Origin of the sequence: Synechococcus sp. CCY 0621 (assembly GCF_019038465.1) — a bacterium.
In the GTDB taxonomy this organism is placed as follows: Bacteria; Cyanobacteriota; Cyanobacteriia; order PCC-6307; family Cyanobiaceae; genus Cyanobium.
This window is the reverse complement of the sequence record NZ_JAFKRH010000014.1, coordinates 41,010-64,949: the sequence shown is the minus strand read 5'-3', so window position 1 is coordinate 64,949 and position 23,940 is coordinate 41,010. Positions and strand designations below refer to the sequence as shown.

The 23,940-nt window shown below is 69.2% G+C and carries 20 protein-coding genes; 7 read left to right on the top strand and 13 right to left on the bottom strand.

Features of this window, described 5'->3' with window-relative positions; all coding sequences use genetic code 11:
• Positions 1-25 precede the first annotated feature (25 nt).
• Together KUG43_RS04200 and KUG43_RS04195 are read left to right on the top strand one after the other, a co-directional pair.
• A complete protein-coding gene (locus KUG43_RS04200) occupies positions 26-2,293 on the top strand; it encodes an FdhF/YdeP family oxidoreductase (RefSeq protein WP_216906413.1) in 2,268 nt (755 codons plus the stop codon).
• The gene (locus tag KUG43_RS04195; protein WP_286194373.1) at positions 2,283-5,087 is read left to right on the top strand and encodes an MGH1-like glycoside hydrolase domain-containing protein; all 2,805 of its coding nucleotides are present in this window, start codon (positions 2,283-2,285) and stop codon (positions 5,085-5,087) included. The genes KUG43_RS04200 and KUG43_RS04195 overlap by 11 nt, the downstream gene beginning before the upstream one ends.
• Here the strand turns inward: KUG43_RS04195 and KUG43_RS04190 are convergent.
• The 4 genes from KUG43_RS04190 to KUG43_RS04175 are packed head-to-tail and all read right to left on the bottom strand — an operon-like array spanning position 5,072 to position 8,132.
• Complete coding sequence (locus tag KUG43_RS04190) at positions 5,072-6,124, bottom strand: GTP 3',8-cyclase MoaA (RefSeq protein ID WP_216906411.1); 1,053 nt, start codon at positions 6,122-6,124, stop codon at positions 5,072-5,074. The two genes, KUG43_RS04195 and KUG43_RS04190, sit on opposite strands and share 16 nt — an antisense overlap.
• A gap of 10 nt (positions 6,125-6,134) precedes the next feature.
• Positions 6,135-6,737, bottom strand: a complete 603-nt coding sequence (locus KUG43_RS04185) for a molybdenum cofactor guanylyltransferase (RefSeq protein ID WP_216906409.1) — start codon at positions 6,735-6,737, stop codon at positions 6,135-6,137.
• Entirely contained in the window at positions 6,734-7,195 is a 462-nt protein-coding gene (locus KUG43_RS04180; protein WP_216906407.1) for a nitrate reductase associated protein, read from the bottom strand. The genes KUG43_RS04185 and KUG43_RS04180 overlap by 4 nt, the downstream gene beginning before the upstream one ends.
• A gap of 55 nt (positions 7,196-7,250) precedes the next feature.
• Positions 7,251-8,132 (bottom strand): CsgG/HfaB family protein, encoded by an 882-nt coding sequence (locus KUG43_RS04175; protein WP_216906405.1) that lies wholly within the window; start codon positions 8,130-8,132, stop codon positions 7,251-7,253.
• Positions 8,133-8,422: 290 nt separating this feature from the next.
• Here KUG43_RS04175 and KUG43_RS04170 point away from each other — a divergent pair, with 290 nt between their 5' ends.
• Positions 8,423-8,899 carry a redox protein gene (locus KUG43_RS04170; protein ID WP_216906771.1) on the top strand — a complete coding sequence of 159 codons (477 nt, stop codon included), beginning with the start codon at positions 8,423-8,425 and terminating at the stop codon, positions 8,897-8,899.
• 8 nt (positions 8,900-8,907) lie between these two features.
• Here KUG43_RS04170 and KUG43_RS04165 read toward each other — a convergent pair whose 3' ends face one another.
• Positions 8,908-10,764: a putative bifunctional diguanylate cyclase/phosphodiesterase gene (locus tag KUG43_RS04165; RefSeq protein WP_216906403.1), complete on the bottom strand. Its 1,857-nt coding sequence runs from the start codon at positions 10,762-10,764 to the stop codon at positions 8,908-8,910.
• Between KUG43_RS04165 and KUG43_RS04160 the strand changes: the two genes are divergently transcribed.
• Positions 10,726-11,004, top strand: coding sequence for a hypothetical protein (locus KUG43_RS04160; RefSeq protein ID WP_216906402.1), 279 nt, complete (start codon positions 10,726-10,728; stop codon positions 11,002-11,004). The two genes, KUG43_RS04165 and KUG43_RS04160, sit on opposite strands and share 39 nt — an antisense overlap.
• 260 nt (positions 11,005-11,264) lie before the next feature.
• Here the strand turns inward: KUG43_RS04160 and KUG43_RS04155 are convergent, their stop codons facing one another.
• The 5 genes from KUG43_RS04155 to KUG43_RS04135 all read right to left on the bottom strand — a co-directional run bounded on the left by KUG43_RS04155 (position 11,265) and on the right by KUG43_RS04135 (position 19,201).
• The gene (locus KUG43_RS04155; protein ID WP_216906400.1) at positions 11,265-13,340 is read right to left on the bottom strand and encodes a transglutaminase family protein; all 2,076 of its coding nucleotides are present in this window, start codon (positions 13,338-13,340) and stop codon (positions 11,265-11,267) included.
• 30 nt (positions 13,341-13,370) lie between these two features.
• Positions 13,371-15,797, bottom strand: a complete 2,427-nt coding sequence (locus KUG43_RS04150; RefSeq protein WP_216906398.1) for a glycogen/starch/alpha-glucan phosphorylase — start codon at positions 15,795-15,797, stop codon at positions 13,371-13,373.
• 106 nt (positions 15,798-15,903) lie between these two features.
• The gene (locus tag KUG43_RS04145) at positions 15,904-16,803 is read right to left on the bottom strand and encodes a transglutaminase family protein (protein ID WP_216906396.1); all 900 of its coding nucleotides are present in this window, start codon (positions 16,801-16,803) and stop codon (positions 15,904-15,906) included.
• Positions 16,788-17,768 carry an alpha-E domain-containing protein gene (locus tag KUG43_RS04140; RefSeq protein WP_216906394.1) on the bottom strand — a complete coding sequence of 327 codons (981 nt, stop codon included), beginning with the start codon at positions 17,766-17,768 and terminating at the stop codon, positions 16,788-16,790. Before KUG43_RS04140 ends, KUG43_RS04145 begins: the two co-directional genes overlap by 16 nt.
• Positions 17,762-19,201: a circularly permuted type 2 ATP-grasp protein gene (locus tag KUG43_RS04135; protein WP_216906392.1), complete on the bottom strand. Its 1,440-nt coding sequence runs from the start codon at positions 19,199-19,201 to the stop codon at positions 17,762-17,764. Before KUG43_RS04135 ends, KUG43_RS04140 begins: the two co-directional genes overlap by 7 nt.
• Before the next feature lie 408 nt (positions 19,202-19,609).
• Here KUG43_RS04135 and KUG43_RS04130 point away from each other — a divergent pair, with 408 nt between their 5' ends.
• From KUG43_RS04130 to KUG43_RS04120, 3 genes are all read left to right on the top strand, one after another.
• A complete protein-coding gene (locus tag KUG43_RS04130) occupies positions 19,610-19,927 on the top strand; it encodes a PilZ domain-containing protein (RefSeq protein ID WP_216906389.1) in 318 nt (105 codons plus the stop codon).
• 68 nt (positions 19,928-19,995) lie between these two features.
• The gene (locus KUG43_RS04125) at positions 19,996-20,793 is read left to right on the top strand and encodes a hypothetical protein (protein ID WP_216906386.1); all 798 of its coding nucleotides are present in this window, start codon (positions 19,996-19,998) and stop codon (positions 20,791-20,793) included.
• A gap of 22 nt (positions 20,794-20,815) precedes the next feature.
• Positions 20,816-21,553, top strand: coding sequence for a hypothetical protein (locus KUG43_RS04120; RefSeq protein WP_216906384.1), 738 nt, complete (start codon positions 20,816-20,818; stop codon positions 21,551-21,553).
• On the opposite strand, the gene ureC is transcribed toward KUG43_RS04120, so the two are convergent.
• Genes ureC through KUG43_RS04105 form a run of 3 tightly spaced genes read right to left on the bottom strand, consistent with a single transcriptional unit; the run spans position 21,538 to position 23,904 of the window.
• Entirely contained in the window at positions 21,538-23,262 is a 1,725-nt protein-coding gene (gene ureC / locus KUG43_RS04115; RefSeq protein ID WP_216906382.1) for an urease subunit alpha, read from the bottom strand. The genes KUG43_RS04120 and ureC overlap by 16 nt on opposite strands.
• Before the next feature lie 7 nt (positions 23,263-23,269).
• Positions 23,270-23,587 (bottom strand): urease subunit beta, encoded by a 318-nt coding sequence (locus KUG43_RS04110; protein WP_159816252.1) that lies wholly within the window; start codon positions 23,585-23,587, stop codon positions 23,270-23,272.
• 14 nt (positions 23,588-23,601) lie between these two features.
• Complete coding sequence (locus KUG43_RS04105) at positions 23,602-23,904, bottom strand: urease subunit gamma (RefSeq protein WP_015110097.1); 303 nt, start codon at positions 23,902-23,904, stop codon at positions 23,602-23,604.
• Positions 23,905-23,940: the final 36 nt, after the last annotated feature.

Here is a 23,940-nt window from a genome sequence, read left to right as displayed (position 1 = left end):
GTGAGGGCCAACTCCGGCCGGCCCCATGAGCGACGACGCCAGCCCCGCCGATGCCGCCATGCCAGCCCAGGGCGGCGGCTGGCCCCTGATCGAGGGCTGGGCCCGCGCCACCCTGACCCCGCAGGGCCCGAAGCTCTGGCAGACCCTCAACCACCGCAGCGCCTGCCTCTCCTGCGCCTGGGGCACCGGCGGCCAGCACGGCGGCTTCGTCGACGAGCTGGGGGAGCCGCTGCAGCGCTGCCTCAAGAGCGTCGAGGCGATCATGGCCGAGCTGCAGCCGGCGGTGCCCGATGGGGTGTTCGGCACCCGCAGCCTGGTTGAACTCCAGCAGCTCTCCTCGATGCAGGCCGACCGCCTCGGCCGCCTCAGCCACCCCCTGCTGCTGCGCGAGGGCGGCAGCCACTACGAGCCCATCGGCTGGGACGACGTGTTCGCCATCGCCGAGGCCGCCTTCCGGCGCCCGCCGGAGCGGGTGGCCTCCTACAGCTCGGGCCGCTCCTCCAACGAGGCCGCCTACCTGCTGCAGCTGCTGCTGCGGGCCATGGGCTCCAACAACCTGGCCGACTGCTCCGACCTCTGCCACGCCCCCTCCACCGTCGGGCTCAATGCCGTCTTCGGCTCGGGCACCTCGATGGTGAGCCTGGAGAGCCTGCAGCAGGCGGATTGTGTGGTGCTGGTGGGCTCCAACGCCCCGGCCAACCACCCGCGACTGATGAACGAGCTGATCAAGCTGCGGCGGCGGGGCGGCACTGTGATCGTGATCAACCCGGTGATCGAGGTGGGGCTGCTGAAGTTCGGCTCGCCGGCCTTCCCGGTCTCGTCGCTGCAGGGGGGCGCGGAGATCGCTTCGCTGTTCCTGCAGCCCGTGCCGGGCAGCGACACGGCCGTGTTCCTGGGCCTGCAGAAGGCCCTGCTCGAGGCCGGCGCCGTGAAGCGCGACTTTCTGGCCGCCCACGCCGAGGGTTGGCAAGCACTGCTGGAGCAGCTGGAGCACACCTCCTGGGAGGCGATCACCGGCAGGTGCGACCTGAGCCGTCAGGAGCTGGAGCACGCCGCCGCCGTGATCGCCGCCGCCCGCGGCGTGGTGTTCGCCTGGGCGATGGGGATCACCCACCACGCCAACGGCATCGACAACGTGCAGGCGATCGCCAACACCGCCCTGCTCAGCGGCAACGTGGGCCGGCCCGGGGCCGGCACCATGCCGATCCGGGGCCACTCCAACGTGCAGGGCTTCGGCTCGATGGGGGTCACCGTCAAGCTGCGGTCGGAGATGCAGCAGGCCCTCGAGCAGCTGCTGGGCCGGCCCCTGAGCCGGGTGCCGGGCTATGACACCCGCGCCCTGATCGAGGCCGCCGATGCCGGCCACGTCGACAGCCTGCTGTGCCTGGGGGGCAACCTCTGGGGCGCCAACCCCGACAGCGGCGAGGCGAAGCGGGCCCTGGGCCGGATCGACACGATCCTGTACCTGGCCACCAAGCCCAACCAGGGCCATTTCCACGGCCTGGCCGCCCGCCAGACCCTGGTGCTGCCGGTGTTCAACCGCTTCGAGACGCCGCACCGCACCACCACCGAATCGGGCAACAACTACGTGCGCCTCAACGAACCCGGCACCACCCACCTGCAGCGGGCGGACCTGATCAGCGAGGTGGCGTTCCTGGCCGAGCTGGCCCGGCGGCTGATGGGCACGGATCCGATCGACTGGGGGCGGCTGCAGGATCCGTCCTACGTGCGGGAACTGATCGGCCGCACCGTGCCCGGCTACGGCCCGATCGCCCGCATCGATGCCACCCGGCAGGAGTTCAGCGTCGAGGGGCGCCTGTTCGACAGTCCCCACTTCCCCACCCCCAGCGGCCGGGCCCGGGTGGCGCCCACCCCCCTGCCCGAACTGACGCTGCCGGGAGCGGAGCACTTCGGTGGCCTGGGGCCCGGGGAAACCGGCCTGGTGCTGGCCCTGGTCACGGCCCGCAGCTACGGCCAGCACAACACCGTCGTCTACAAGGCCGGCGACAGCTACCGGGGCATGCCCCACCGCCACACGATCCTGATGAACCGGGCCGACCTGCGCCGCTGCGGCCTGGCGGCCCACCAGCGGGTGACGGTGCAGGGGGAGGCGGGCGCCCTGGAGGACGTGGAGATCATCCCCGGCGAGATCCGCGAGGGCGCGGCGCTGATGTTCTACCCGGAGGTGAACGTGCTGATGAAGGCCGTCATCGACCCCCGCTGCGGCACCCCGGCCTTCAAGCGGGTGCCGGTGCTGGTGCGGGGGGCGGTGGCCGCCGGCCATGGCGGCTGAAGTGCCGGAGGAGGCGGCGCAGGCAGAGGCGGCGGCGGAGCGGGAACGGCTCGCCGCCGACGATCGCCGCGAAGCCCGCTGGCGGCGCTGGGGTCCCTACCTGAGCGATCGCCAGTGGGGCACGGTGCGGGAGGACTACAGCGCCGACGGCAACGCCTGGGAGCATTTCCCTTTCGAGCAGGCCCGCTCCCGCGCCTACCGCTGGGGGGAGGACGGCCTGCTGGGCCTCTGCGACAACCACCAGCGCCTCTGTTTCGCCCTCGCCCTCTGGAACGGCCACGACCCCTTCCTCAAGGAACGGCTGTTCGGGCTCGGCGGCCCCCAGGGCAACCATGGCGAGGACGTCAAGGAGATCTACGTCCACCGCGACAGCACCCCCAGCCACAGCTGGATGCGGGGGCTGTACCGCTACCCCCATGGGCGCTTCCCGTACGAGGAGCTGGTGGCGGAGAACGGCCGCCGCGGCCGCGACGCCCCCGAATACGAACTGCTCGACACCGGCATCTTCGCCGGCGACCGCTTCTGCGACATCGAGGTGACCTACGCCAAGGCGGCCCCGGACGACATCCTCATCCGCCTGAGCGTCACCAACCGCGGCCCTGAGCCCCATACCCTGCACCTGCTGCCCACCCTCTGGTTCCGCAACACCTGGAGCTGGGGCGGTAACGAACCGCGCCCCTCGATCCGGTCCGTCCCGCCGGAGCCGCGTGCCCCCGGATCCTCCAGCCCCGTGCCCTGGCGGACCCTGGAAGCGAGCCACCCTGAGATGGGAACCTTCTGGCTTCACGCCGAGCAGCAGGCCGTGGCTCCCGAAGGGTCGGGGGCCGGCCAGCCGGAGCTGCTGGTCACCGACAACGAGACCAATGCCCGGCGGCTGTTCGGCGCCGCCAACGCCGGCCCCTACGTCAAGGACGGCATCAACGACCGAGTGGTGGCGGGCGCGCGGGGGGCGGTGAACCCTGAGGGGGTCGGCACCAAGGCCTCGCTGCACTACGTCCTGCCCCTGGCGGCGGGGGAAACCCGGGTGCTGAAGCTGCGGCTGGTGGATCGCCGGCTCACGGACGACCCCCTCGGCGCCGACTTCAAGGCCATCTGCCGGATGCGGCAGCGGGAGGCCGACGCCTTCTACGCAGACCTGGTCCCGGCCGGGCTGCCGACCGAGCTTCGCGAGCTGCAGCGCCAGGCCTTCGCCGGCCTGCTCTGGAGCAAGCAGACCTACCTCTATGGGATCCGGGACTGGCTGGCGGGGGATCCGGCCACCCCACCGCCGCCGGCCCACCGCCATGGCCGCAACCACCTGTGGCAGCACTTCCATGCCGACGACGTGCTCTCCATGCCCGATGGGTGGGAGTACCCCTGGTTCGCCGCTTGGGACCTGGCCTTCCACTGCGTCCCCCTCGCCTTGGTGGATCCCGGCTTCGCCAAGCACCAGCTCGACCTGCTGACCCGGGAGTGGTACATGCACCCCAACGGCCAGCTGCCCGCCTACGAATGGGCCTTCGGCGACGTCAACCCGCCCGTCCACGCCTGGGCCACCTGGCAGGTGTACAGCCTGGAGAAGCGGGCCACCGGCAGCGGCGACCGGCGGTTTCTGGAGCGGGTGTTCCAGAAACTGCTTCTCAACTTCACCTGGTGGGTGAATCGCAAGGACGCGGAGGGCAACAACATCTTCCAGGGCGGTTTCCTCGGACTCGACAACATCGGTGTGTTCGATCGCAGCGCCCCCCTGCCCACCGGCGGCTTCATCGAGCAGGCCGATGGCACCAGCTGGATGGGCATGTTCTGCCTCAACATGCTCACCATTTCCCTGGAGCTGGCACAGGAGAATCCCGTCTACGAGGACATGGCGACGAAGTTCTTCGAGCACTTCCTCTACATCGCCGCGGCCATGAATGCCCACGGCAACGGCGGCAACAACCTCTGGGACGACGAGGACGGCTTCTTCCACGACGTGCTCCATCTGCCCGACGGCCAGCGGCTGCCGCTGAAGATCCGCTCGATGGTGGGGCTGATTCCCCTGTTCGCTATCGCCATCCTCGAGCCCGATGTGCTCGAGCGGCTACCGGCCTTCCGGGAGCGGCTGGAGTGGTTCATCCAGCACCGACCCGATCTCAAGGTGAACGTGGCCTGCATGGAGACCAAGGGGCAGAAGGCCCGCCGTCTGCTCGCCCTCACCTACCTCAGCCCCAACCGCTTCGTGGCGGAGGACCGCTTCCGGCGCATCCTGGCGCGCCTCTTCGATCCGGCCGAATTCCTCGGCGACCACGGCATCCGCTCCCTCTCCCGCCACCACGCCGACCACCCCTACGTCTTCTCTTTCGAGGGTCTGGAGCACCGGGTCGGCTACGAGCCGGCGGAGTCGCGCTCCGGCCTGTTCGGCGGCAATTCCAACTGGCGCGGCCCGGTGTGGTTCCCCGTCAACCATCTGCTGATCGAGGCCCTGCACCAGTTCCACCGCTACGCCGGTGACGGCTTCCAGGTGGAATGCCCCACGGGCTCCGGCCGCTGGCTCAGCCTGCAGCAGGCCGCCGACCTGATCACCGACCGACTGATCGGACTGTTCCTGCCGCGCCCCGACGGCCCACCACCGGCCTACGGCGCCACCGCCGCCTTCCTCACCGATGCCGAAGGGCGTCGCCTGCACCTGTTCCACGAGTACTTCCACGGCGACGACGGCACCGGCCTGGGTGCCAGCCACCAGACGGGCTGGACGGCCCTGGTGGCCCAGCTGATCCAGGACCGGAGCCGGCGCATGGCCGAGGAGCCACCTGGCGCCCATCAGCCCCCCAGGTAGGCCATCTCCGCCGGCGCCGGCCGCCGCTCAGCCGCCTCCTGCCGCTCCTCGCTGTAGCGATCGCGGCGCTGCAGCCAGAGGCGGCGCAGCGCCTGCTCCAGACCGGCGGCTTCGGCGCCGGGCCGCAGCCAGGGCTTGAGGTCGGTGCCGTTGGCGGCGAACAGGCAGCTGTAGGCCACCCCGTCGGCGGTGATCCGCAACCGGTTGCAGTCGCCGCAGAAGGGCGCCGTGATCGAGGCCACCACCGCCAGGTGCAGCCCATCCCGGTCGCGGAAGCGCCAGCGGCCGGCGGTGCCGTGGGGGGTGCGGCCCACCGGCTCCAGCGGCCAGGCCGCCCCGATGCGGGCCACCATCTCGGCCGCCGGCAGCACCTGCTCCGGCTCCCAGCCGTTGCGGTTGCCCACATCCATGAACTCGATCAGGCGCAACTCCAGCCCCTGCTCCCGGGCCAGGGCCGCCAGGGGCAGCAGCTGGTCGGCGTTGCCGGAGCGGGTGATCACCGCGTTCAGCTTCAAGGCGCCGCGGGCCGGATCGAAGCCGGCCTCCCGCGCGTGCCGGATCGCCGCCAGCACCTTCTCCAGCACGGCGTCACCGGCGGCCGGGCTCCCCAGGCCGGCCATGCGGGCCACGCTGGCGCCGTCGGTGCCATCGAGGCTGAGGGTGATCCGGTCGAGCCCCGCCGCCTTCAGCTGCCGGGCCCGCTCGGCCCCCAGCAGCACGCCGTTGCTGGTGAGGGCGATCTCCCGCAGGGCGCCGCGGGGATCATTGGGTTCGCGCTGCCGCAGCGGCTGCAGGGCGGCGATCAGCTCCTCCAGGCGCCGGTGCAGCAGGGGCTCACCGCCGGTGAGGCGCAGGGTGTGCACACCCAGGCCCACGGTCGCCTCCACCAGCGCCACCCGTTCCGCCAGGGTCAGCAGGTCGGGCGGGTCCTCGAGATCCGGGCAGCAGTAGGGGCAGGCCAGGTTGCAGCGGGCCGTCAGCGACAGCCGCAGCACCCCGAGGGGCCGGCCATGCAGATCCAGGGGACGCTCCGCCATGGCAGGAAAGCTAGGGCCACAGGCCGGTGGCGTCGTCGGGCCGGTTGGCATTGCGGAGGCCCGCGGCCGGCAGGGCCACCGGCACCACCACCTCGCCCGCCAGCCAGTCCTGCAGGCGCCGGCCGCCCGCCGCCGTGAAGGCACCCAGCCGCTGGCGGCGGGCGGCGTGGGCGGGGTAAACCCCCAGCAGCGGCTGCAGCCGCAGGCCGTCATGGGCCAGGTGGATCGGGGCGGGGCCAGGGGCGGCGGCCGTGACCTCCAGCAGGGCCTCGAGGGCGGCGGTCTCCAGCCAGGGCATGTCCACGGGGCAGAGCAGCAGGTCTTGATCGGGGTAGAGCGCCATCAGACGCTCGAGGGCCAGCAGCGGCCCCTCCCGGGGCGGCGGCTCCTCCAGCACCGTGATCGGCTGTCCCCGCCCGTCCCGCAGGGGCCGCGCCAGGGCGTGGTGGGCCCGGTGGTGGCTGAGCAGGGTGATCGGCAGCGGCAGCGCTGCCAGTCGCCCGAGGCTGAACTCCAGCCAGGTGCCCCCGGCGGGGTGGGGCAGCAGGGCCTTGTCCGTGCCCATGCGGCGGCTGACGCCGCCGCTGAGCAGACAGGCCCGCAGGCCGCTCATGCCAGCAGGCCGAATTCCGCCAGGGCCCGCGGCAGGTTGCGGTGCTCATGGCCCGGATGGCTGAGCTTCACCAGGGCGAAGCGCTGCAGCTCATCGAGCTCCCCCCAGGCGTGGGGGGGCAGGGTCAGCCCCAGCTGGCGGCAGGAGGCGAGCAGCACCTCCGGGGGGGCGTCGTTCCCCTGCCAGGGCGCACCGCAGGCGGGCTCGAGCCGGCCGGCGAGGCCGGCGGCCATCACAGCCGTGCGCTGCGCGAGCCAGTGGTCCAGCGCCGCCAGGGCCTCGGCGTCGTCGGGCCAGTCGAGCAGCCGCTGCCGTTCCCCCTCGTCGAGGTCGCTCCAATGCACCAGCTTCAGCTTGACCCCCACCAGGTCGAGCTTGCGCCGCACGGCCATCGGAATGCAGCGCAGGTCGTCGACGAAGTCGGCCTCGAAGCCGAAACAGTGGTCGTGGCGGCCCATGCAGCCGGACCCGGGGGATCTGCACCCTAGGCAGCGGGGGGCGGTGCTTCAGGGCTCAATCGAGTTGCAGCACGCCCCTGGTGCGCTGGCGGCGCTGCTGGTCCTGCTGCTCGAAGCGCGCCAGGCAGTCCCCCTGGGGCACCAGGACGCAGCTCACGTACTCGGAGGCGTCGATCAGGGCGGCCCTGATCGCCTTGCCGGCCGGGGTGCGCTGGGCCTGGGCCTGGTTGCTGCCGAAATTGAGCGTACCGGCGGCACCGGTGAGGGCCTGGCCGGTGCGACCCATGTTGGGTGCCATCCAGAGGGCCAGACCCGCCGCCGGCAGCAGATTGACCCCACTGGAGCTGGCGCTGGCCGTGTTGCTGGCCCGGCCTTCCACGGTGCGCGAGCCGATCACCTCGCCGGTGCTGCTGTCCACGACGCGGATGTCGATCGCCACGTAGTCCTTGGTTTCCACGTCCTGGTTCTGCTTGCCGAAGCCGAGCAGGCCGAAGCTGCTGCCCGATTGCTTCTGCTCCACGTTGGTTTCGTAGGAGGTGACCGTGCCCAGCACGATGTAACGCGCGCCGCGCATCTGCCCCTTGCGGGCGGCGTCGGGCCCTTTCTTGACGATCCCCAGCTCGGCCAGCTCCTGTTCGGAGAGCACGTCCTTGAGCTGCTTCCGCTCCACCACCTGCAGCGTGCCCGTGCCCTGCAGTTCGTTGGCCAGGGCGGCAGCCAGGTCGTCGGCCACCGGGCCCTGCCACCACCACGTGGGCTGGGTGACGGTGTTCTTGAAGGCCGGCACCGAAACGGTGGGCCGGGCCATCGGCGGGCGGCTCTGGGCCAGCGCGGTGGGCGGAAGGCCAGCAAGGACGGCGCCGAGGCTGACACCGAAGGCGACATGGCGGGCGATACCGCCCAGGGTCAGCCTCTGCACGATCGACGACGTGGCCATGGCGCTCCGTCCTGAATCTGGGCCCGATGAGGGTGCCATTCAAGCAAGTTCCAGCAGCCGTTGGGCCTCCGCCCCAGTGGGGTGACGGGCCTCTCCAGCGCTGGAACTGGCCCAACGCCTGCGGGCTTTCGTAGCCGATCTCACCGTGGGACCCCGCCAGGATTAGGTTCACTGAAGAGACCGCAGAGGCTTCTGACGAAGTCGCCCCCATGACCGCCACCGTCCCGTCGAGAGACGAGCTGCAAGGCCGCCCACCCAGCGGGGCCGCCCAGGGGCCCCGTCCAGCTCCGATGTTTGAGCTGATCCCCTACGAGAAGTTCCGCGACACCCCGTCGGTGCGGTTCTTCGATATCACCGTGCCCACGTCCAACAAGCGGGATCTGGTGGTGCATTCGGGCCCGGCGATCAGCCCGCCCGACTGTCAGGAGTCCGGCAGCTGGCAGTTCTATCTCCATCCCCATCAGGAAGACAACCTGCTGGCCATGCACGGCGGCCGCACCTTCTTCCTGGTCAACCTGGGCTGGAACTACCCATATCACATTGTTCGCCTCGACTGCGGCGGCGACATCCTGCGCATTCCCCCCGGCACGTTCCACCGTTCCGTCTCTGATCCTGATGGCTCCCTGGTGCTCAACCAGGCCGTGCGCGAGGAAGGCGCCAGCGTGGTGCGCGAATTCCGCGTTTACAACAGCCACCGGATCCCACGGCTCTTCGCGGTGACCTCCAAGACCGCCCCCCTGCCCAAGCTGCACGGGGTGAGCTGGTAGGCGCTGGTTCAGGTTGCGGCAGCGACCCGCAACAGGGAGCCGAAGGCGTCGGCGGACATGGGCCGGCCCAGCAGGTGCCCCTGGAACTGGTCGCAGCCGAGGTTCTGCAGCATCCGCAGCTGCTCACGGGTTTCCACCCCTTCCGCCAGGGTCATCAATCCCAGCTCCTTGGCCATCACGATGGTGGCCTTGACGATGGCCAGGTCGGCATCGTCATTGCCAAGGCGGTCGACGAAGAAACGGTCGATCTTGAGCTTGTCGAGGGGCAGGGAATGGAGCATGGCCAACGAGGAATAGCCCGTGCCGAAGTCATCGATCGCCAGGCTGAAACCGCTCTCGGCGAGCTGCCGCAGTTGTTCGCCGGCACGGCCTGGATCGTTGAGCAGGGCCGTTTCGGTGATCTCCAGTTCGAGGTTCTCGGGCAACAGGCCGTAGTTCTGCAGCGCCCCGGCCAGCAGCTCGGCCAGGGAGGGGCGCTCGGCCCCCAGCTGCAGGGCGGAGATGTTGATCGCCAGCTTTCCCGGCCGCAGCCCCTGGCGATGCCACGCGTGCAGCTGCCGGCAGGCCTCCTCGATCACCCAGAGGCCGATGGTGTGGATCTGGCCGGTCTTCTCCGCCAGCGGGATGAAGACGTTGGGGGACACCATCCGGCCGTTCTGGTCACGCCAGCGCAGCAGGGCCTCGGCCCCGGCGATCCGGCTGCCGCCCCGATCGATCTGGGGCTGGTAGAAGAGGCGCAGCTGCTCCCGATCGATCGCCCGGCCAAGGCTGAGCTCCAGCTCGAGGCGTTCGCGCAGCTGCAGGCTGATCTCCGGGGAGTAAAAGCGCAGCTGGTTCTTGCCGTGCTGCTTGGCCTCCATCAGGGCCGTGTTGGCGCAGCGCAGCAGGGTGTCCGGGTCGGAGCCGTGGTCGGGGGCCAGGGCCACCCCCAGCGAAGCGCTGGGCTGGACCGCCAGGCCCGTGCCCATCCCGGGGGTGTTGCCAAGGGTGCGGCGGATCTCCTCAGCCCACTGCAGAGCCTGGCCCCGGTCGGCCATGGGCAGGGGCCGCAGCAGGATGAATTCATCACTGCCGACCCGGGCCAGCCAGTCGTCTGGCCGCAGCAGGTGGCGCAGGCAGCTGCCACTGGCCTGGAGCACCTGGTTGCCGATCTCATGGCCCAGGCTGTTGTTGATCGACTGGAAGTTGTCGAGGTCGAGGTTGATCAGGGCGATGCTGTGGTCCGTACCGGAGGTGCGCAGCAGACGGGCCAGCTGACGAACGGCGGCGGCCTTGTTGGGCAGCCTGGTGAGGGGATCGACAAAGGCGATGCGCTCCAATCGCTGCTGAATCTCGTGCTGTTCGCTGATGTCCTGAACCGTTCCCACCGTGAACAGCGGTCGTCCGTCATCGTCGAGGGTCGTGCACCCCCGCTCCAGCACCACCTTGAGCAGGCCATTGCCAAGCAGCAGACGATGCTCGATTCGATAGGGCTGGCCCGAGCGGAAGGCGTCCTGGAAGGTGGCATCCACCAGGGAACGATCCTCCGGATGCACCGTCCTGAGGAACACCTCGTAGGACGGCGCCGTCAGCTCCGGGGCGGTATTGAAGATGCTGTAGGCCTCGTTCGACCAGAGCAGTTCTCCGGTGCGATGGTTCAACTCCCAGCTGCCCACGTGGGTGAGTCGCTCGGCTTCCTGGAGCAGCGAGCCCAGCCGGGAGCTTTCCCGCAAGGCCGTGTCCAGATCACTGCGGTCACGGTGGCTGACGAGGGCCACCAGCCGGCCCCGTAACTCCAGCACCTGATAGCTGACGGACACATCCCGGCAGCTGCCGGAACGGGCCCGATGGCGCGTGGCGAAGCTGCCCCTGGGCTGCTGGCGCATCACCCTCAGCTGATCCCGCATCAGATCATCGGACAGGCCCCTATCCGCCTGAATCGCAGCTGGATTCAATGTGAGGAAGTGGTCCCGCTCATAGCCAAGCCGTTCGTGGGCGGAACGGTTGCAATCAATGAAATGGCCAGTGGCGAGATCCAGGACAACGAGATCATCGCTGCCCAGGTCAGCGGCAAAACGCAGGGCATCACCGACGCTGTCAACGCAAGGAATCAGCCCCTGTTCTGAAGGGGTGCTGAACCAGAAAGATTGCACTGGTGCTTCCATTCACCAGGGATGTTAGGCATCGTTTTCGGTGCTGACCAGGCTGGGGAAGGAAAATCTCCCTCCCTCCCGAAGTGGTTCGTGATAACTGCAGCGCTGCTGAGAATTGGACTGACAATATGGCCCCGAGCTGTCTGAAGAGTGAAGGAAAGAGAAGAATTTGATGGCGCTGAACGCTCTCCCCGGCTTTGGTTGTGGTTCATGTCCGCTGCTCACGCAGACGGTCAGCCGATCCGCAGATCGATGGTGTGGTCGGTGGGGCGTTGACGCCCCTGCCAGGCGGGCGCCCCGGGAACGAACCCGGGCGCCAGGCAGGTTTCAAAGCGGTGGCCATCGGGGTGCAGGCGGAAGCCGAAATCCCCGCCGGGGGCGCGCAGCACCAGCTCCAGCGGCATGTGCGGCTCGATCGCCGGATGCAGGCACGGGTAGAGACGCTGGAAGCGGAAGCGCACCGCCAGCACCTGGGACGCCCCCTCCCCGGCGGGCTCCAGCGGCAGGGGCCGACCATTCACCAGCAGCTGGCAGTCCCGACGGAACGTCGGGTTGGCCACCACCTCGAAGCGGCGCAGGGAGCCGTCGATGAACCGGCTGGTGAAGCCCCCCTGCACCGGGGTGTCGCAGATCAGGGGCCAGGGCTCGGGGGCGGGCCGCAGTTCCAGGGCCGGGGCCACATCGGTGGAGTTGGCCTCCCCGTGCCAGCGCAGCAGGGGCGGAAAGCGCCACTCCCAGATGGCCCGGAACGGCGCCGGATCCAGGGCCAGCCCATCCGCCGCCAGGTCGGCCAGGATGCCCTCCAGATCAGCCCAGAGCTGGCTGGGCAGCAGCTGGCGGTCATGCAGGCTGGAGCCCCAGTCGTGCAGCTCGGTGGGGCGGTGGCGGGGCTCCAGCAGGTGGGCCGCCAGGGCCGTCCACAGCAGGGCAATGGTGCTGCTCCACGCCATGCTGGGCAGGCTTTCCAGCGCCCGGAACTCGACCAGGCCGAGGCAACCGGCCGGGGCCCCGGGGTTCCAGAACTTGTCGAAGCTGATCTCGCTGCGGTGGTTGTTGCCGCTGCGGTCGGCATGGAGATGGCGCAACGTTTCGCCGATCAGACCCCGGACATCCCCGAAGGGTTCGCTCGAGGGCTGGCCCTCCGCCTGCTCGATGGCACGGTAGGCCAGCTCCAGATCGAAGCAGTCACCGATCGCCTCGTCCGGCCGTGGCGACTGGGAGGAGGGGCCCACCCCGGGGCCGCAGAACAGGTACGCCAGTGACGGGTGCCGTTGCCAGTAGCGCAGGATCCCCGTCAGCCAGGCCGGCCTTGAGAAGAAGGGGTGGTGGGCCAGGTCGGGGCCACCCCAGAGCAGGTGGTTGCCGCCACCGGTGCCCTCCTGGCGGCCGTCGCCCAGGTCTTTCCAGCTGCGCAGGCCAACGCGCTCGCCGACCTCCTCCAGCCGCTGCAGCCACTCGTGGTACTCCAGCCAGCTGTGGCAGACGGGCAGGTTGATCTCCAGCACACCCGGATCGGCCGTCAGGCCCAGCACCTGCCAGCGCTCGCCGGCATCGAAGGGCAGCACGCCGCTGAGCCGCGGCGCGGCCAGGTCGCCGAGGCTGTCGGCCACCGCCTGCAGCAACTGGCGCAGCGGTTCGCGCTCCAGGGGCGGCAGGAACAGTTCCCAGCCGTCGGGATCGATCTCCAGGGTGAGCACCTGGCGGGGCACGTCGTCGGGCAGGTGCTCCAGGGGCAGGCGCAGGCCGGCCGGACCCGGGGCACCGGTGAGCTCCCGCAGGCTCTCCTCCAGGGGCCAGGGTGCCACCTTCCAGTCGACCACTCCCCCCTCGGCCGCCGTCTCCGCAGGCGCGACGCTCAAGGGGGCCGCCCAGGCCCGCCGCTCGGGATCGAGGGGATCCCGCAGCAAAACGGGCTGGAGCCTGAGTCCCAGCAGCCCACCCAGGCGCTCCAACCAGGCCGGGCCTTCGCTGGCTTTCAGCGGTGAGCCCTCCAGACCGGGCTGGCAGAAGCCTGGCCAGCGGACCGGCGCCGTGCCGTCATCGCCCAGGAACAGCCGCAGGGCCCAGCGGGGATTGACCTCGCCGTCATAGCGCTTGCCCGGGCAGTAGAGCAGCGTGCTGCCGCGCCAGACCCGCTGCTGCAGGTCCCGGGCCATGGTGAGCTTGGTGGGGCCGTCGGCCGTGACGCTCCACTCCGGCCCCTCCGGTTCAAGGGGCACCAGGGTGGGCTCACCGCCGAGGGTGAGCTGGATGCCAGCGGCGCGCAGGCGCGACTCGGCCGCCCCGGCCACCTGTTCCATCCAGCTCATGAGGGCCAGCTCATGCGGGTTGCGGGACGTTCATGTTGACGAGTTGGGAATCACGCTGCAGGAGTTGACGGGGACCGGGACCACCTTCCAGATGCGCTCGGCGTACTCCTGGATGGACCGGTCGCTGCTGAAGAAGCCGCAGCGGGCGGTGTTCAGCACAGACATCATGCTCCACCGTCCTGCGTCGGACCAGGCGCTGTCGACCTCATTCTGGGCGCGGCGGTAGTCGCCCAGGTCGGCCATCACCCGGAAGGGGTCGCTGCTGCAGAGGTTGGCCAGCAGCGGATGGAACAGGTCGCGGTCGCCTTCGCTGAAGTGGCCCGAACCGATCAGGTCGATGGCCTCCTTGGCCAGGGCGTCATTCTCCAGCCAGGGCATCGGGTGGTACCCGTTGCGGTTGATGGCGGCCAGCTGCTCGGCGGTGTGGCCGAACAGGAAGAAGTTGTCGTCGCCGACCCGCTCGCGGATCTCGATGTTGGCCCCGTCGAGGGTGCCGATCGTGAGGGCGCCGTTGAGGGACATCTTCATGTTGCCCGTGCCGGAGGCCTCCATGCCGGCGGTGGAGATCTGCTCGGAAAGATCCACCGCCGGGTAGATCTTCTGGCCCAGCTTGACGCTGAAGTTGGGCAGGAAGATCACCCGCAGGCGGCCGTCCATGGCCGGATCGATGTTGATGATCTCCGCCATGCCCACGATCAGACGGATGATCAGCTTGGCCATGGCATAGCCAGGGGCCGCCTTGCCGCCGAAGATCACCGTGCGCGGCGGCAGGTCCTCCCCGGCTCGCAGGCGCAGGTAGCGCTCCACCACCTGCAGGGCGGCCATGTGCTGGCGCTTGTATTCGTGGATCCGCTTCACCTGCACGTCGAACAGGGAGGAGGGATCCACCAGCACGCCGGTGTCCTGGCGGATCGTGGCGGCCAGGCGCTCCTTGGCCTGCTCGCGCACCCCCTGCCAGCGCTCCAGGAAGCCGGCATCGGTGGCCAGGGGCTCCAGCTGGCGGAGCTGGTCGAGGTGCCGGCACCAATCGGTGCCGATGGCGTCATTGAGCAGGTCGGCCAGGGGCGGGTTGGCCACCGCCAGCCAGCGCCGCGGCGTGACGCCGTTGGTGATGTTGGTGAAGCGCTCCGGCCAGACCTGGGCGAATTCGGAGAACAGGTTCTCCTTGAGCAGGCGGCTGTGCAGCTCCGCCACGCCGTTGACCGTGTGGCTGCCCACCACCGCCAGGTGGGCCATGCGCACCTTGCGGTGCGGGCCTTCCTCGATCAGCGACAGCCGCTCCAGCAGGTCGGGCTGGCCGGGGAATCGGATGCGCAGGGTGCGCAGGAAGCGGGCATTGATCTCGAAGATGATCTGCAGCTGGCGGGGCAGCAGCTGCTGGAACAGTTCCAGCCCCCAGGCCTCCAGGGCCTCGGGCAACAGGGTGTGGTTCGTGTAGCTGATCGTGGCGGTGGTGATGCTCCAGGCGGTGTCCCAGTCGACGCCGTGGTCATCGATCAGCAGGCGCATCAGCTCCGCCACGGCGATCGCCGGGTGGGTGTCGTTGAGCTGCACCGCAAACTTGCGGTGAAACTCCGTCACCGGAATTCCCTGGCTGCTGAGGATGCGGAACATGTCCTGCAGGGAGCAGGAGACGAAGAAGATCTGCTGACTGAGCCGCAGGCGCTTGCCCTGCTCCAGCTCATCGTTGGGGTAGAGCACCTTGGAGAGCGTTTCCGACTGCACCTTGTGCAGCACGGCCCGGGTGTAGTCGCCGGCATTGAAGGAAGCGAAATCGAAGGCGTCGGGCGCCTGGGCCGACCACAGCCGCAGGGTGTTGGCCGTGTGGACGCCGTAGCCCAGGATCGGGGTGTCATAGGCAACACCGATCACGGTCTGGCCGCCGATCACCACCGGATAGCTCCATTCCGGCCGGATCACCTCCCAGGGGTTGCCGCGGGCCAGCCACGGGTCGGTGCTCTCCATCTGGCCGTTGGGGCCGATCTGCTGGCGGAAGATGCCGAACTCGTAGCGAATGCCGTAGCCGATGGCCGGCAGCTCGAGCGTGGCCATCGACTCCTGGAAGCAGGCCGCCAGCCGACCCAGCCCGCCATTGCCCAGGCCCGGTTCCGGCTCCTCCGCCAGCATCTCCTCCAGGGTGAGACCAAGGGCGGCGCAGGCGGCCCTGGCCTCCTCCCGCAGCCCGAGGCTGACCAGGTTGTTCTCCAGGTGGGGCCCCAGCAGGTATTCCGCCGACATGTACGTGGCGGTCCGCACGTGCTGGCTGGTGTAGGTGTCCACGGTGTCCACCCAGCTGGTCAGCAGGATGTCCCTCACCGCCAGCGACAGGCAGACGTAGTGGTCGTGGGTGGTGGCGAGGGAGGCCGACTTGGCCTGGCTGGAGAACAGATGGCGGCGCATCGCCTCCAGGAGGGCCTGCCCCTTGGGTGGGCAGGGGGCGGGAGTGGAGCTTGCCATGGGGGAGATGCCGTTAGCTGCGATGTGGGACCTGTCCTGGCCTGGGGAGTGCCCCTGCCGCTGCACCATCGGATACAGGCGGGCGCACCTTAAGAGTGGCTTCGTTTCAGCGCTGCAGCACCTCGTGTCTGGTAGCGCCCATGGGAGCGGGCTCCAGCAACTCCGCCTCGATGGTCCAGTCCAGCTCGCTTTCCACCCCCGCAGGACCCGAGAAGCTGCCGTTCACCGCTGCCGTGAGGGTGGGTTTGGAGGAGGTGGCCAGGGTGATGTAGCGGTCGTCGATGCTGCCCTGGCCACTGGGGTCGAAGCCCCGCCAGCCCGCCCCGGGCAGGTAGACCTCCGCCCAGGCATGCAGGTCGTACTGCTTGGGCGCCGGCTCCACCAGGTGATAGCCGCTCACAAACCGGGCCGGCAGGCCGGCACAGCGGCAGGTCTCGATCATCAGCATCGCCAGGTCGCGGCAGGAACCGACCCTTTCCTTGAGGGTGCGGCCCGCCGGCCAGGCGGGCCCCACGTGCCGCTGGGTGTACTTGACCCGGTCCTTGATGATCTCGACCAGTTGATCGAGGAACATCAGCCCGCGCTGGTCGCTGCCCATCAGCGCTTCCTGGGCCAGATCCACCGCGGCCGGGTCGTGCTGGCCGTTGGGCAGCCACCCCTCCAGGGAACCCAGCAGATCGCCATTGAGGTGGCCCACCGGGTAGGGCAGCAGGGGCTCCTGGTCCTCCAGGCAGGCGGCCAGGGCCGGGGGCTGCGTGGTCTCCACATCGCTGATCGCCTGCACCCGGAAGGTCTCGGTGCTGCCCTCGAAGCGGGCCCGGAGGATTTCATCGCCACTGGCCGCCACCAGCGGATAGAGCAGGGACGGTTCCGGGCTGATGGCCAGGTGGAAATGGAGCAGGCGCTGGAAGCCGTGGCCCCTGGGCTTCAGGCAGAAACGGTGGGGACCCAGGAACACCGGGGCGCTGTAGCGGTAATGGAAGGTGTGGGTCAGGCGGGCTCGCATGCCGCCTCATGACTGGAGGTGCTGCTCGGGGGCGCGATGAAGTAGCGCGCTTCGATCAACGCATGCAGGCGGTTGAGATCCGACTGGAAGTTGTCGATGGCCTCATGCAGCCCGGTGGCGACGAGTTCATCGATCCTGGTGAAACTCCAGTGGGCCAGGGTGAGCCCGATCAGGCATTCCAGGTCATCCGCTGGCCGCGGGACCGAGCTGCCGCGGATGATCCGCAGGGTGTCGCTGATCCGCTCCAGGCAGTAACGCACGGAGCGGGGGAAGATCGGATCCAGCAGCAGGAAGGCAGCCACGGCCTTGGGTTCGATGGCCTGCTGGCTCGACTGCCGGAACATCTGGTAGGCGCCGGCCGAGCGCAGCAGGGAGATCCACTGCAGCTCGTCAAGCACCCCACCCACTTCCTCAGGGGAGGGCAGCAGCAGGAAGTACTTGACGTCCAGGATCCGGGTGGTCTTGTCGGCCCGCTCCAGCAGGCGCCCCAGGCGGCTGAACTGCCAGGAGAGGTCGCGGCTGAGGGTGGCATCGGTGATCCCGTAGAAGAGCTGGCAGGCGCGGCGGATTTCCCGCAGCTGCTCCTGGGGCGGTTGTTGCCAGAAGGTCTCCTCCTGCAGCGTCCAGTAGATGTCGTTGATCTGCTCCCACATCTCCGTGGTGATCACTTCACGGATCTGCCGGGCGTTCTCGCGGGCACTGCCGATGCAGTTGAGAACGCTGCTGGGATTGTCGGCCTCCCGCACCAGGAAATGGATCACGGCTTCGGGGGTGACCACCGGACAGAGCTCATCGAAGAGCTTGCGGTCACCGCTGGCGTCGATCAGGGGGAGCCAGGGTTCGGCGCTACCAGGGGGGCAATCAAGGGCCATGGCCTCGCTCACCTCCACGAAGCGGGAGATGTTCTCGGCCCGTTCAACGTTGCGGTTGATCCAGTAGAGGGAGTCGGCGACGCGGCTCAGCATGGGGCTTCATCCACGATCCAGGTGTCCTTGCAGCCGCCCCCCTGGGAGGAGTTGACCACCAGGGAGCCGCGCCGCAGGGCCACGCGGGTGAGGCCGCCGGGGCTCACCCAGGCCTCCTTGCCGCGCAGCACGTAGGGACGCAGATCGACGTGGCAGGGGTAGAGCTCGCCTTCGCTCAGGGAAGGCACGGTGGAGAGTTCCAGGGTGGGCTGGGCGATGTAGTTGCGGGGATCGGCCTGGATCTTGATGGCGAACTCGGCGATCTCCGCCTGGCTCGCGTGGGGGCCGATGAGCATGCCGTAGCCGCCGGCTTCCGCCACCGCCTTCACCACCAGCTCCCCGAGGTGCTCCAGCACGTAGGCCTGGTCGTCGGGCCTGGAGCAAATGTAGGTGGGAACGTTCTCGATGATGGGCTCCTCATCCAGGTAGTAACGGATCATCTCGCCGACATAGGCGTAGATGAGCTTGTCGTCGGCGACGCCGGTGCCCGGGGCATTGGCGATGGCCACCCGGCCCGCGGCATAGGCCCCCATCAGGCCCCGCACCCCCAGCAGGGAATCAGGGCGGAACACGGCCGGGTCGAGGAAGTCGTCGTCGATGCGGCGGTAGATCACATCGACCGCCTCAAGGCCGGCGGTGCTGCGCATCCACACCCGATCCCCTTCGCAGACCAGGTCGCGGCCCTCCACCAGCTGGATCCCCATCTGCTGGGCGAGGTAGCTGTGCTCGAAATAGGCGCTGTTGAACACCCCGGGGGTGAGCAGCACCACCTTGGGCGTGTCGGTCCAGGGGGCCAGTTCCCGCAGGGTCTGCAGCAGGTGGGAGGGGTAGTCATCGATCGGCTGCACCGTGCGCCCGGCGAACAGGCTCGGGAACATGCGTTTCATCACCCGCCGGTTCTCGAGGAAGTAGGCCACCCCCGAGGGGCAGCGCAGGTTGTCCTCCAGCACCCGCCAGGTGCCATCGCCGTCGCGCACCAGATCCAGGCCCGAGATGTGGCACCAGCGCCCGAGGGGCGGCTGGAAGCCCTGCATCTGGGGCCGCCAACCCTGGGAGCTCTCCACGTCAGCCCTGGGCACCACGCCGTCGGCCAGGATTTTCTGGTCGCCATAGACGTCGGCCAGGAAGCGGTCGATCGCCTCCAGACGCTGGATCAGGCCCCGCTCCAGGCGCTCCCAGTCCTGGGCCCCGATCAACCGGGGCAGCGGATCGAAGGGCAGGATCCGTTCCACACCCTTGCTGTCGGAATCGTTGAGGCGGAAGGTGGCTCCGAGGCGCTTGAGCAGCATGCCGGCGGCCTCATGGTTCCGGTTCAACTGGTCGAGTCCCATCTGGCCGAGGGACGAGAGCAGCGGCTTGAGGGTGGCCCGGGGCTGGTCGGTGGAGGTGAAGTACTCGTCGTATCCCTGGTTCGGTTTGTACTGACTGAACATTCCAGACCCTTCCACGCGATTGGATCCTGCAGTGCCGCCGGGGTGGTCACCCGTTGCCGTTGTTACGGAAACAAGGGGCGCTGTCGGCTGAGGGTCTCCACAAACCATCGCTGTAGAGCCACTGTCGCCATCCTGGCGCTTCCTAGCGCTCCATACGAATAGCGTTTCCCTAAGCATGGTTCTCGATGAGACACAGAGGGTTGAGGATGAACGCAGAGGCGAGGAGCCCTGCCGATGCTGCCCAACAAGACCGGGTCCCAGCCTTTGAGGAACTCGTGCGCATCGGGGGTCCTCCTGCGCGACCAGGACAGGGCTGGCGTCCGCCGAGACAATCGGGTCTACCTCCGTCATCCCATCGAGAGCTGCCGCACCATCGCCCTGCGGCGCCTGGATGACGCTCGCCAGCCCATGGGCCGCTGGTTCCTCGCCGACATCGTCGACGTGGGAGAAGGCGGCATGTGCCTGATCGCCGCCGAAGAGCAGTCCCTTGCACCGGGGCAGTGGCTCCTGATGGATCTGCGCGCCCATCCCGGCTTCGGCCAGTTGCGGATGCGGGCCCAGTTGCGCTGGCTCACCCGAGCCCGCTTTGCCCTCACCTTTGGTGTGGCCTTCGAAGCGCCCCTGAAAGAGTTGCCGGTGCTGTCGGTGGAGCGGCGCAAACAGCGCCGGGATCCCAACCAGGAGGACTGGGCCTTCGCAGAGGAGCGGGAACCGGCGCTCTCCTGAGCCGACAACGGTGTGGCACACACGAGGGAGTTCACTAATCTCAAGGCAGCAATGCCGAGTGCAGCCCCGTGGCCCGTACGCCGACACCCGAGGCAGGCCTGATCGCCGCTTCCTTGATTGCTGCGGGCCTGACCCTGGCGCCGGCACCGGCCCAGGCCATCGGCACCACCTTCAGCTTCGACCTCGGCAGCGCCACCGCGACGCCCCCCAGCCCCCTGGCCTCGTCCAACAAGACCTTCACCGCCACCGCCGAGGGCCTCACGCTCAATCTGGTGTTTCAGAACGCCCTGCGACCCAACGGCAACGCCAAACCGGTGAGTGCGACTGCCGACGGCCTCTGCATCTACAAAGCCGGCGGGGCGGGCCTCAACAACGTCGGCCTGACCAACTGCGGACGCCGCAACCGCGGCAACGGCTTGGGCGTGGCCAATCAGGAGTCCATCGAGCTGTTCTTCGACCGGCAGGTGGAACTGCTCAGCTATCGCTACGGCAGCCTGCGGGTGGGCCTGGGCAATCCCCTGCTCACCTGGGGCGATCCCAACAGCCCGGTGGTTTCCACCGAAACCCTGTTCGAGAAACAGATCAACACCAGCTACGCCTTCACCAACCCCTTCATCGTTCAGGCCAACCAGATCCTCTCGATCACCGGCACCGGCGGCGGCCGCGGCACCAGCTCCACCGAGGCACTGCTCAGTGGGCTGGTGGTGCGGGCCCTCCCGGAGCCACCAGCCAGCTCGAACGTCCCGGGTCCCCTGCCCCTGCTCGGGGCCATGGCGGCCTTCGGCTGGAGCCGCCGGCTGCGTTCCCGCCTGAGCCCCGCGGGTCCCGTCGTCCCAGCCTGTGACCACCACAGATCCGAGGCTTGAGACGAGGGCCCCGTCAGGCCCGGTGTCATCACTGGCTTCGATCCTGCTCGCCGCGGCCCTGGCCCTGGCGGGCCTGTTCGTCCTGGCCGTGGTGGCCGGCGCCCTTCCGGTTCAGGTACTGCAACGCGACTGGCAGCAACGCTTCATCGAACTGGTGATCGCCAACTCCGGGTTCCCCCTTGTGGCTTTCGTGCTCGTGCACCTGGCGGCCCACGTGGAGCCGGAACGTCTGGAGCTCTTCCAGCTGCGCCAGCGGCTGCGGCGCTGGGCCGTGCTGATCACCGTTCTGTACCTGCTGCTCATCCCCCTGCAGCTCTCCGTCACCGTGCGGCAGTTCAGCGACCGCGCCGCCCTGCAGGCCCAGCAGCGGCGCCTGGTCAGCGATCAGTTCAGCAGCTTCGCGGCCCTGATCCGCTCGGCCCCTGACGCCCCCACCCTGCAGCAGCAACTGGCGGCGGCCGATGGGCCAGCCCTCACCACGGCCGATCTGGCCAAACCGATGCCCCGGCTGCGCCAGGACCTCCTGGCCGCCCTCCGCCAGGCCGAGGCGGCCATGCCCGCCAGCATCGAGCAGGCAACCCCCCTGGCCCCCCTGGCCTGGGCGGCCCTTCGCGATGGCCTGCGCCTGAACGGCTCAGCCCTGCTGATGGCGGTCGCCTTCGCCGCCGGCGCCCAGGGCCGCACCAGTAGCCGCAGCCTGCTGGCGCGCCTGCTGATGGTCTGGAAGTCGGTGCGCCGGCGCCGCTACAGCAGGAAGTAGCGCTGGGCCATCGGCAGCATCTCCGCCGGTTCGCAGGTGAGCAGCTCCCCGTCGGCGAAGACCTCGTAGGTCTGGGGATCCACCTCCACCTTGGGCAGGGCGGTGTTGTTGCGCATCTGGGCCTTGCCGATGCCCCGGGTGTTGACCACCGGCACGCAGGCCCGCTTCAGGCCAAGGCTGCTGGGCAGGTCGGCGTCGAGCGCGGCCTGGCTGACGAAGTTGAGGCAGCTGCCGGTCAGCGATCCGCCGTAGGCGGCGAACATCGGCCGGCCGTGCACGGGCCCCGGGGTGGGGATCGAGGCGTTGGCATCGCCCATCTGGGCCCAGACGATCGAGCCCCCCTTGATCACCAGCTCCGGCTTGACCCCGAAGAACCCCGGTTTCCAGAGCACCAGATCCGCCAGCTTGCCCACCTCCACCGATCCGATCTGGCTGTCGAGGCCATGGGCGATGGCGGGATTGATGGTGAGCTTGGCGATGTAGCGCTTCAGGCGGGTGTTGTCGTTGCGGCCGCCGCGGGGGCCGGCGGCGTCCTCGGGGAGGAAACCGCGCTGCACCTTCATCTTGTGGGCCGTCTGGAAGGTGCGGGTGATCACCTCGCCGACGCGGCCCATGGCCTGGGAATCGCTGGCGATGATGCTGAAGGCGCCCAGGTCGTGGAGGATGTCCTCGGCGGCGATCGTCTCGCGGCGGATGCGTGATTCGGCGAAGGCCACGTCCTCGGGGATGCGGGGATCGAGGTGGTGGCACACCATCAGCATGTCGAGGTGTTCCTCGAGGGTGTTGACGGTGTAGGGCTTGGTGGGGTTGGTGGAGCTGGGCAGCACGTTGGCCTCGCCGCAGATCCGGATGATGTCGGGGGCATGGCCGCCGCCGGCCCCCTCGGTGTGGAAGGTGTGGATGGTGCGGCCGCCGATGGCCCGGATCGTGTCCTCCACGAATCCGGCTTCGTTGAGGGTGTCGGAGTGGATGCAGACCTGCACGTCGTACTTGTCGGCCACCGTCAGGCAGCAGTCGATCGCCGCCGGGGTGGTGCCCCAGTCCTCGTGCAGCTTCAGGCCGCAGGCGCCGGCACGGATCTGCTCCTCGATCGCCGCAGGGGTGCTGGCGTTGCCCTTGCCGTAGAAGCCGATGTTGATCGGCAGCCCCTCGGCGGCCTGGAGCATGCGGGCCAGGTGGAAGGCGCCGGGGGTGCAGGTGGTGGCGTTGGTGCCGGTGGCCGGGCCGGTGCCGCCGCCCAGCAGGGTGGTGACGCCGGAGGCGAGGGCGGTTTCGATCTGCTGAGGGCAGATGAAGTGGATGTGGGTGTCGATCGCCCCGGCGGTGACGATGTGCCCCTCCCCGGCGATGGCCTCGGTGCCGGGCCCGACCACGATCGTCACCCCATCGGTGATGTCGGGGTTGCCCGCCTTGCCGATGGCGCAGATGCGGCCGTCCCGCAGGCCGATGTCGGCCTTGACGATGCCCCACCAGTCGAGGATCAGGGCATTGGTGATCACCGTGTCGACGGCCCCCTCGGCGCGGGGGGTCTGGGCCTGGCCCATGCCGTCGCGGATCACCTTGCCGCCCCCGAACTTCACCTCATCGCCGTAGGTGGTGCAGTCGCTCTCCACCTCCAGGATCAGTTCGGTGTCGGCCAGCCGCAGCCGGTCCCCGGTGGTGGGGCCGTAGGTCTCGGCGTAGGCGCGGCGGTCGATGCGATAGGGCATGGGAGTGTCAGTCGAGGGGGCCGTTCACCAGACCGTTGAAGCCGAACACGCGGCGGTCGCCGACGTAGGGCACCAAATGCACGTCCCGCTGGTCGCCGGGCTCGAAGCGGATGGCCGTGCCGGCGGGGATGTCGAGCCGCAGGCCGCGGGCCGCCTCGCGGTCGAATTCGAGGGCGCCGTTGGCCTCGTGGAAGTGGAAATGGGATCCCACCTGCACGGGACGGTCGCCCCGGTTCGCCACCGACAGGGTGGTGACCGGGCGGCCGGCGTTGAGTTCGATCGTGCCGGGCTCGGGGATCAGTTCGCCGGGGATCAGGGGGGCCATGGCGGGGTGGGGGGTCAGCGGATCGGTTCGTGGAGGGTGACGAGCTTGGTGCCATCGGGGAACATCGCCTCGATCTGCACCTCGGGGATCAGCTCGGGCACCCCCTCCATCACCTGATCCCGGCTCAGCCAGGTGGTGCCCTCCCGCATCAGCTCCGCCACGCTGCGGCCGTCGCGGGCCCCTTCGATCACCTGGAAACTGAGCCAGGCCACCGCCTCGGGATGGTTGAGCTTCAGGCCCCGGCCGAGTCGCCGCTCCGCCAGCAGGGCGGCGGTGACGATCAACAGCTTGTCTTTCTCCTGGGGGGTGAGGTTCATGCAGACGGCACTGGCCGGCCCCACTCTCGCAGCGCT

What these genes read in the sequence shown, in the direction of transcription:
- KUG43_RS04145 (WP_216906396.1), bottom strand. Translation starts at nt 16,803, where the DNA reads ATGCGAGCCCGCCTGACCCACACCTTCCATTACCGCTACAGCGCCCCG.
- KUG43_RS04135 (WP_216906392.1), bottom strand. Translation starts at nt 19,201, where the DNA reads ATGTTCAGTCAGTACAAACCGAACCAGGGATACGACGAGTACTTCACC.
- KUG43_RS04150 (WP_216906398.1), bottom strand. Translation starts at nt 15,797, where the DNA reads ATGGCAAGCTCCACTCCCGCCCCCTGCCCACCCAAGGGGCAGGCCCTC.
- KUG43_RS04175 (WP_216906405.1), bottom strand. Translation starts at nt 8,132, where the DNA reads ATGGCCACGTCGTCGATCGTGCAGAGGCTGACCCTGGGCGGTATCGCC.
- KUG43_RS04140 (WP_216906394.1), bottom strand. Translation starts at nt 17,768, where the DNA reads ATGCTGAGCCGCGTCGCCGACTCCCTCTACTGGATCAACCGCAACGTT.
- KUG43_RS04165 (WP_216906403.1), bottom strand. Translation starts at nt 10,764, where the DNA reads ATGCGCCAGCAGCCCAGGGGCAGCTTCGCCACGCGCCATCGGGCCCGT.
- KUG43_RS04105 (WP_015110097.1), bottom strand. Translation starts at nt 23,904, where the DNA reads ATGAACCTCACCCCCCAGGAGAAAGACAAGCTGTTGATCGTCACCGCC.
- KUG43_RS04180 (WP_216906407.1), bottom strand. Translation starts at nt 7,195, where the DNA reads ATGGGCCGCCACGACCACTGTTTCGGCTTCGAGGCCGACTTCGTCGAC.
- KUG43_RS04200 (WP_216906413.1), top strand. Translation starts at nt 26, where the DNA reads ATGAGCGACGACGCCAGCCCCGCCGATGCCGCCATGCCAGCCCAGGGC.
- KUG43_RS04190 (WP_216906411.1), bottom strand. Translation starts at nt 6,124, where the DNA reads ATGGCGGAGCGTCCCCTGGATCTGCATGGCCGGCCCCTCGGGGTGCTG.
- KUG43_RS04170 (WP_216906771.1), top strand. Translation starts at nt 8,423, where the DNA reads ATGTTTGAGCTGATCCCCTACGAGAAGTTCCGCGACACCCCGTCGGTG.
- KUG43_RS04185 (WP_216906409.1), bottom strand. Translation starts at nt 6,737, where the DNA reads ATGAGCGGCCTGCGGGCCTGTCTGCTCAGCGGCGGCGTCAGCCGCCGC.
- KUG43_RS04195 (WP_286194373.1), top strand. Translation starts at nt 2,283, where the DNA reads ATGGCGGCTGAAGTGCCGGAGGAGGCGGCGCAGGCAGAGGCGGCGGCG.
- ureC (WP_216906382.1), bottom strand. Translation starts at nt 23,262, where the DNA reads ATGCCCTATCGCATCGACCGCCGCGCCTACGCCGAGACCTACGGCCCC.
- KUG43_RS04160 (WP_216906402.1), top strand. Translation starts at nt 10,726, where the DNA reads ATGGCGCGTGGCGAAGCTGCCCCTGGGCTGCTGGCGCATCACCCTCAG.
- KUG43_RS04155 (WP_216906400.1), bottom strand. Translation starts at nt 13,340, where the DNA reads ATGAGCTGGATGGAACAGGTGGCCGGGGCGGCCGAGTCGCGCCTGCGC.
- KUG43_RS04130 (WP_216906389.1), top strand. Translation starts at nt 19,610, where the DNA reads ATGGGCCGCTGGTTCCTCGCCGACATCGTCGACGTGGGAGAAGGCGGC.
- KUG43_RS04110 (WP_159816252.1), bottom strand. Translation starts at nt 23,587, where the DNA reads ATGGCCCCCCTGATCCCCGGCGAACTGATCCCCGAGCCCGGCACGATC.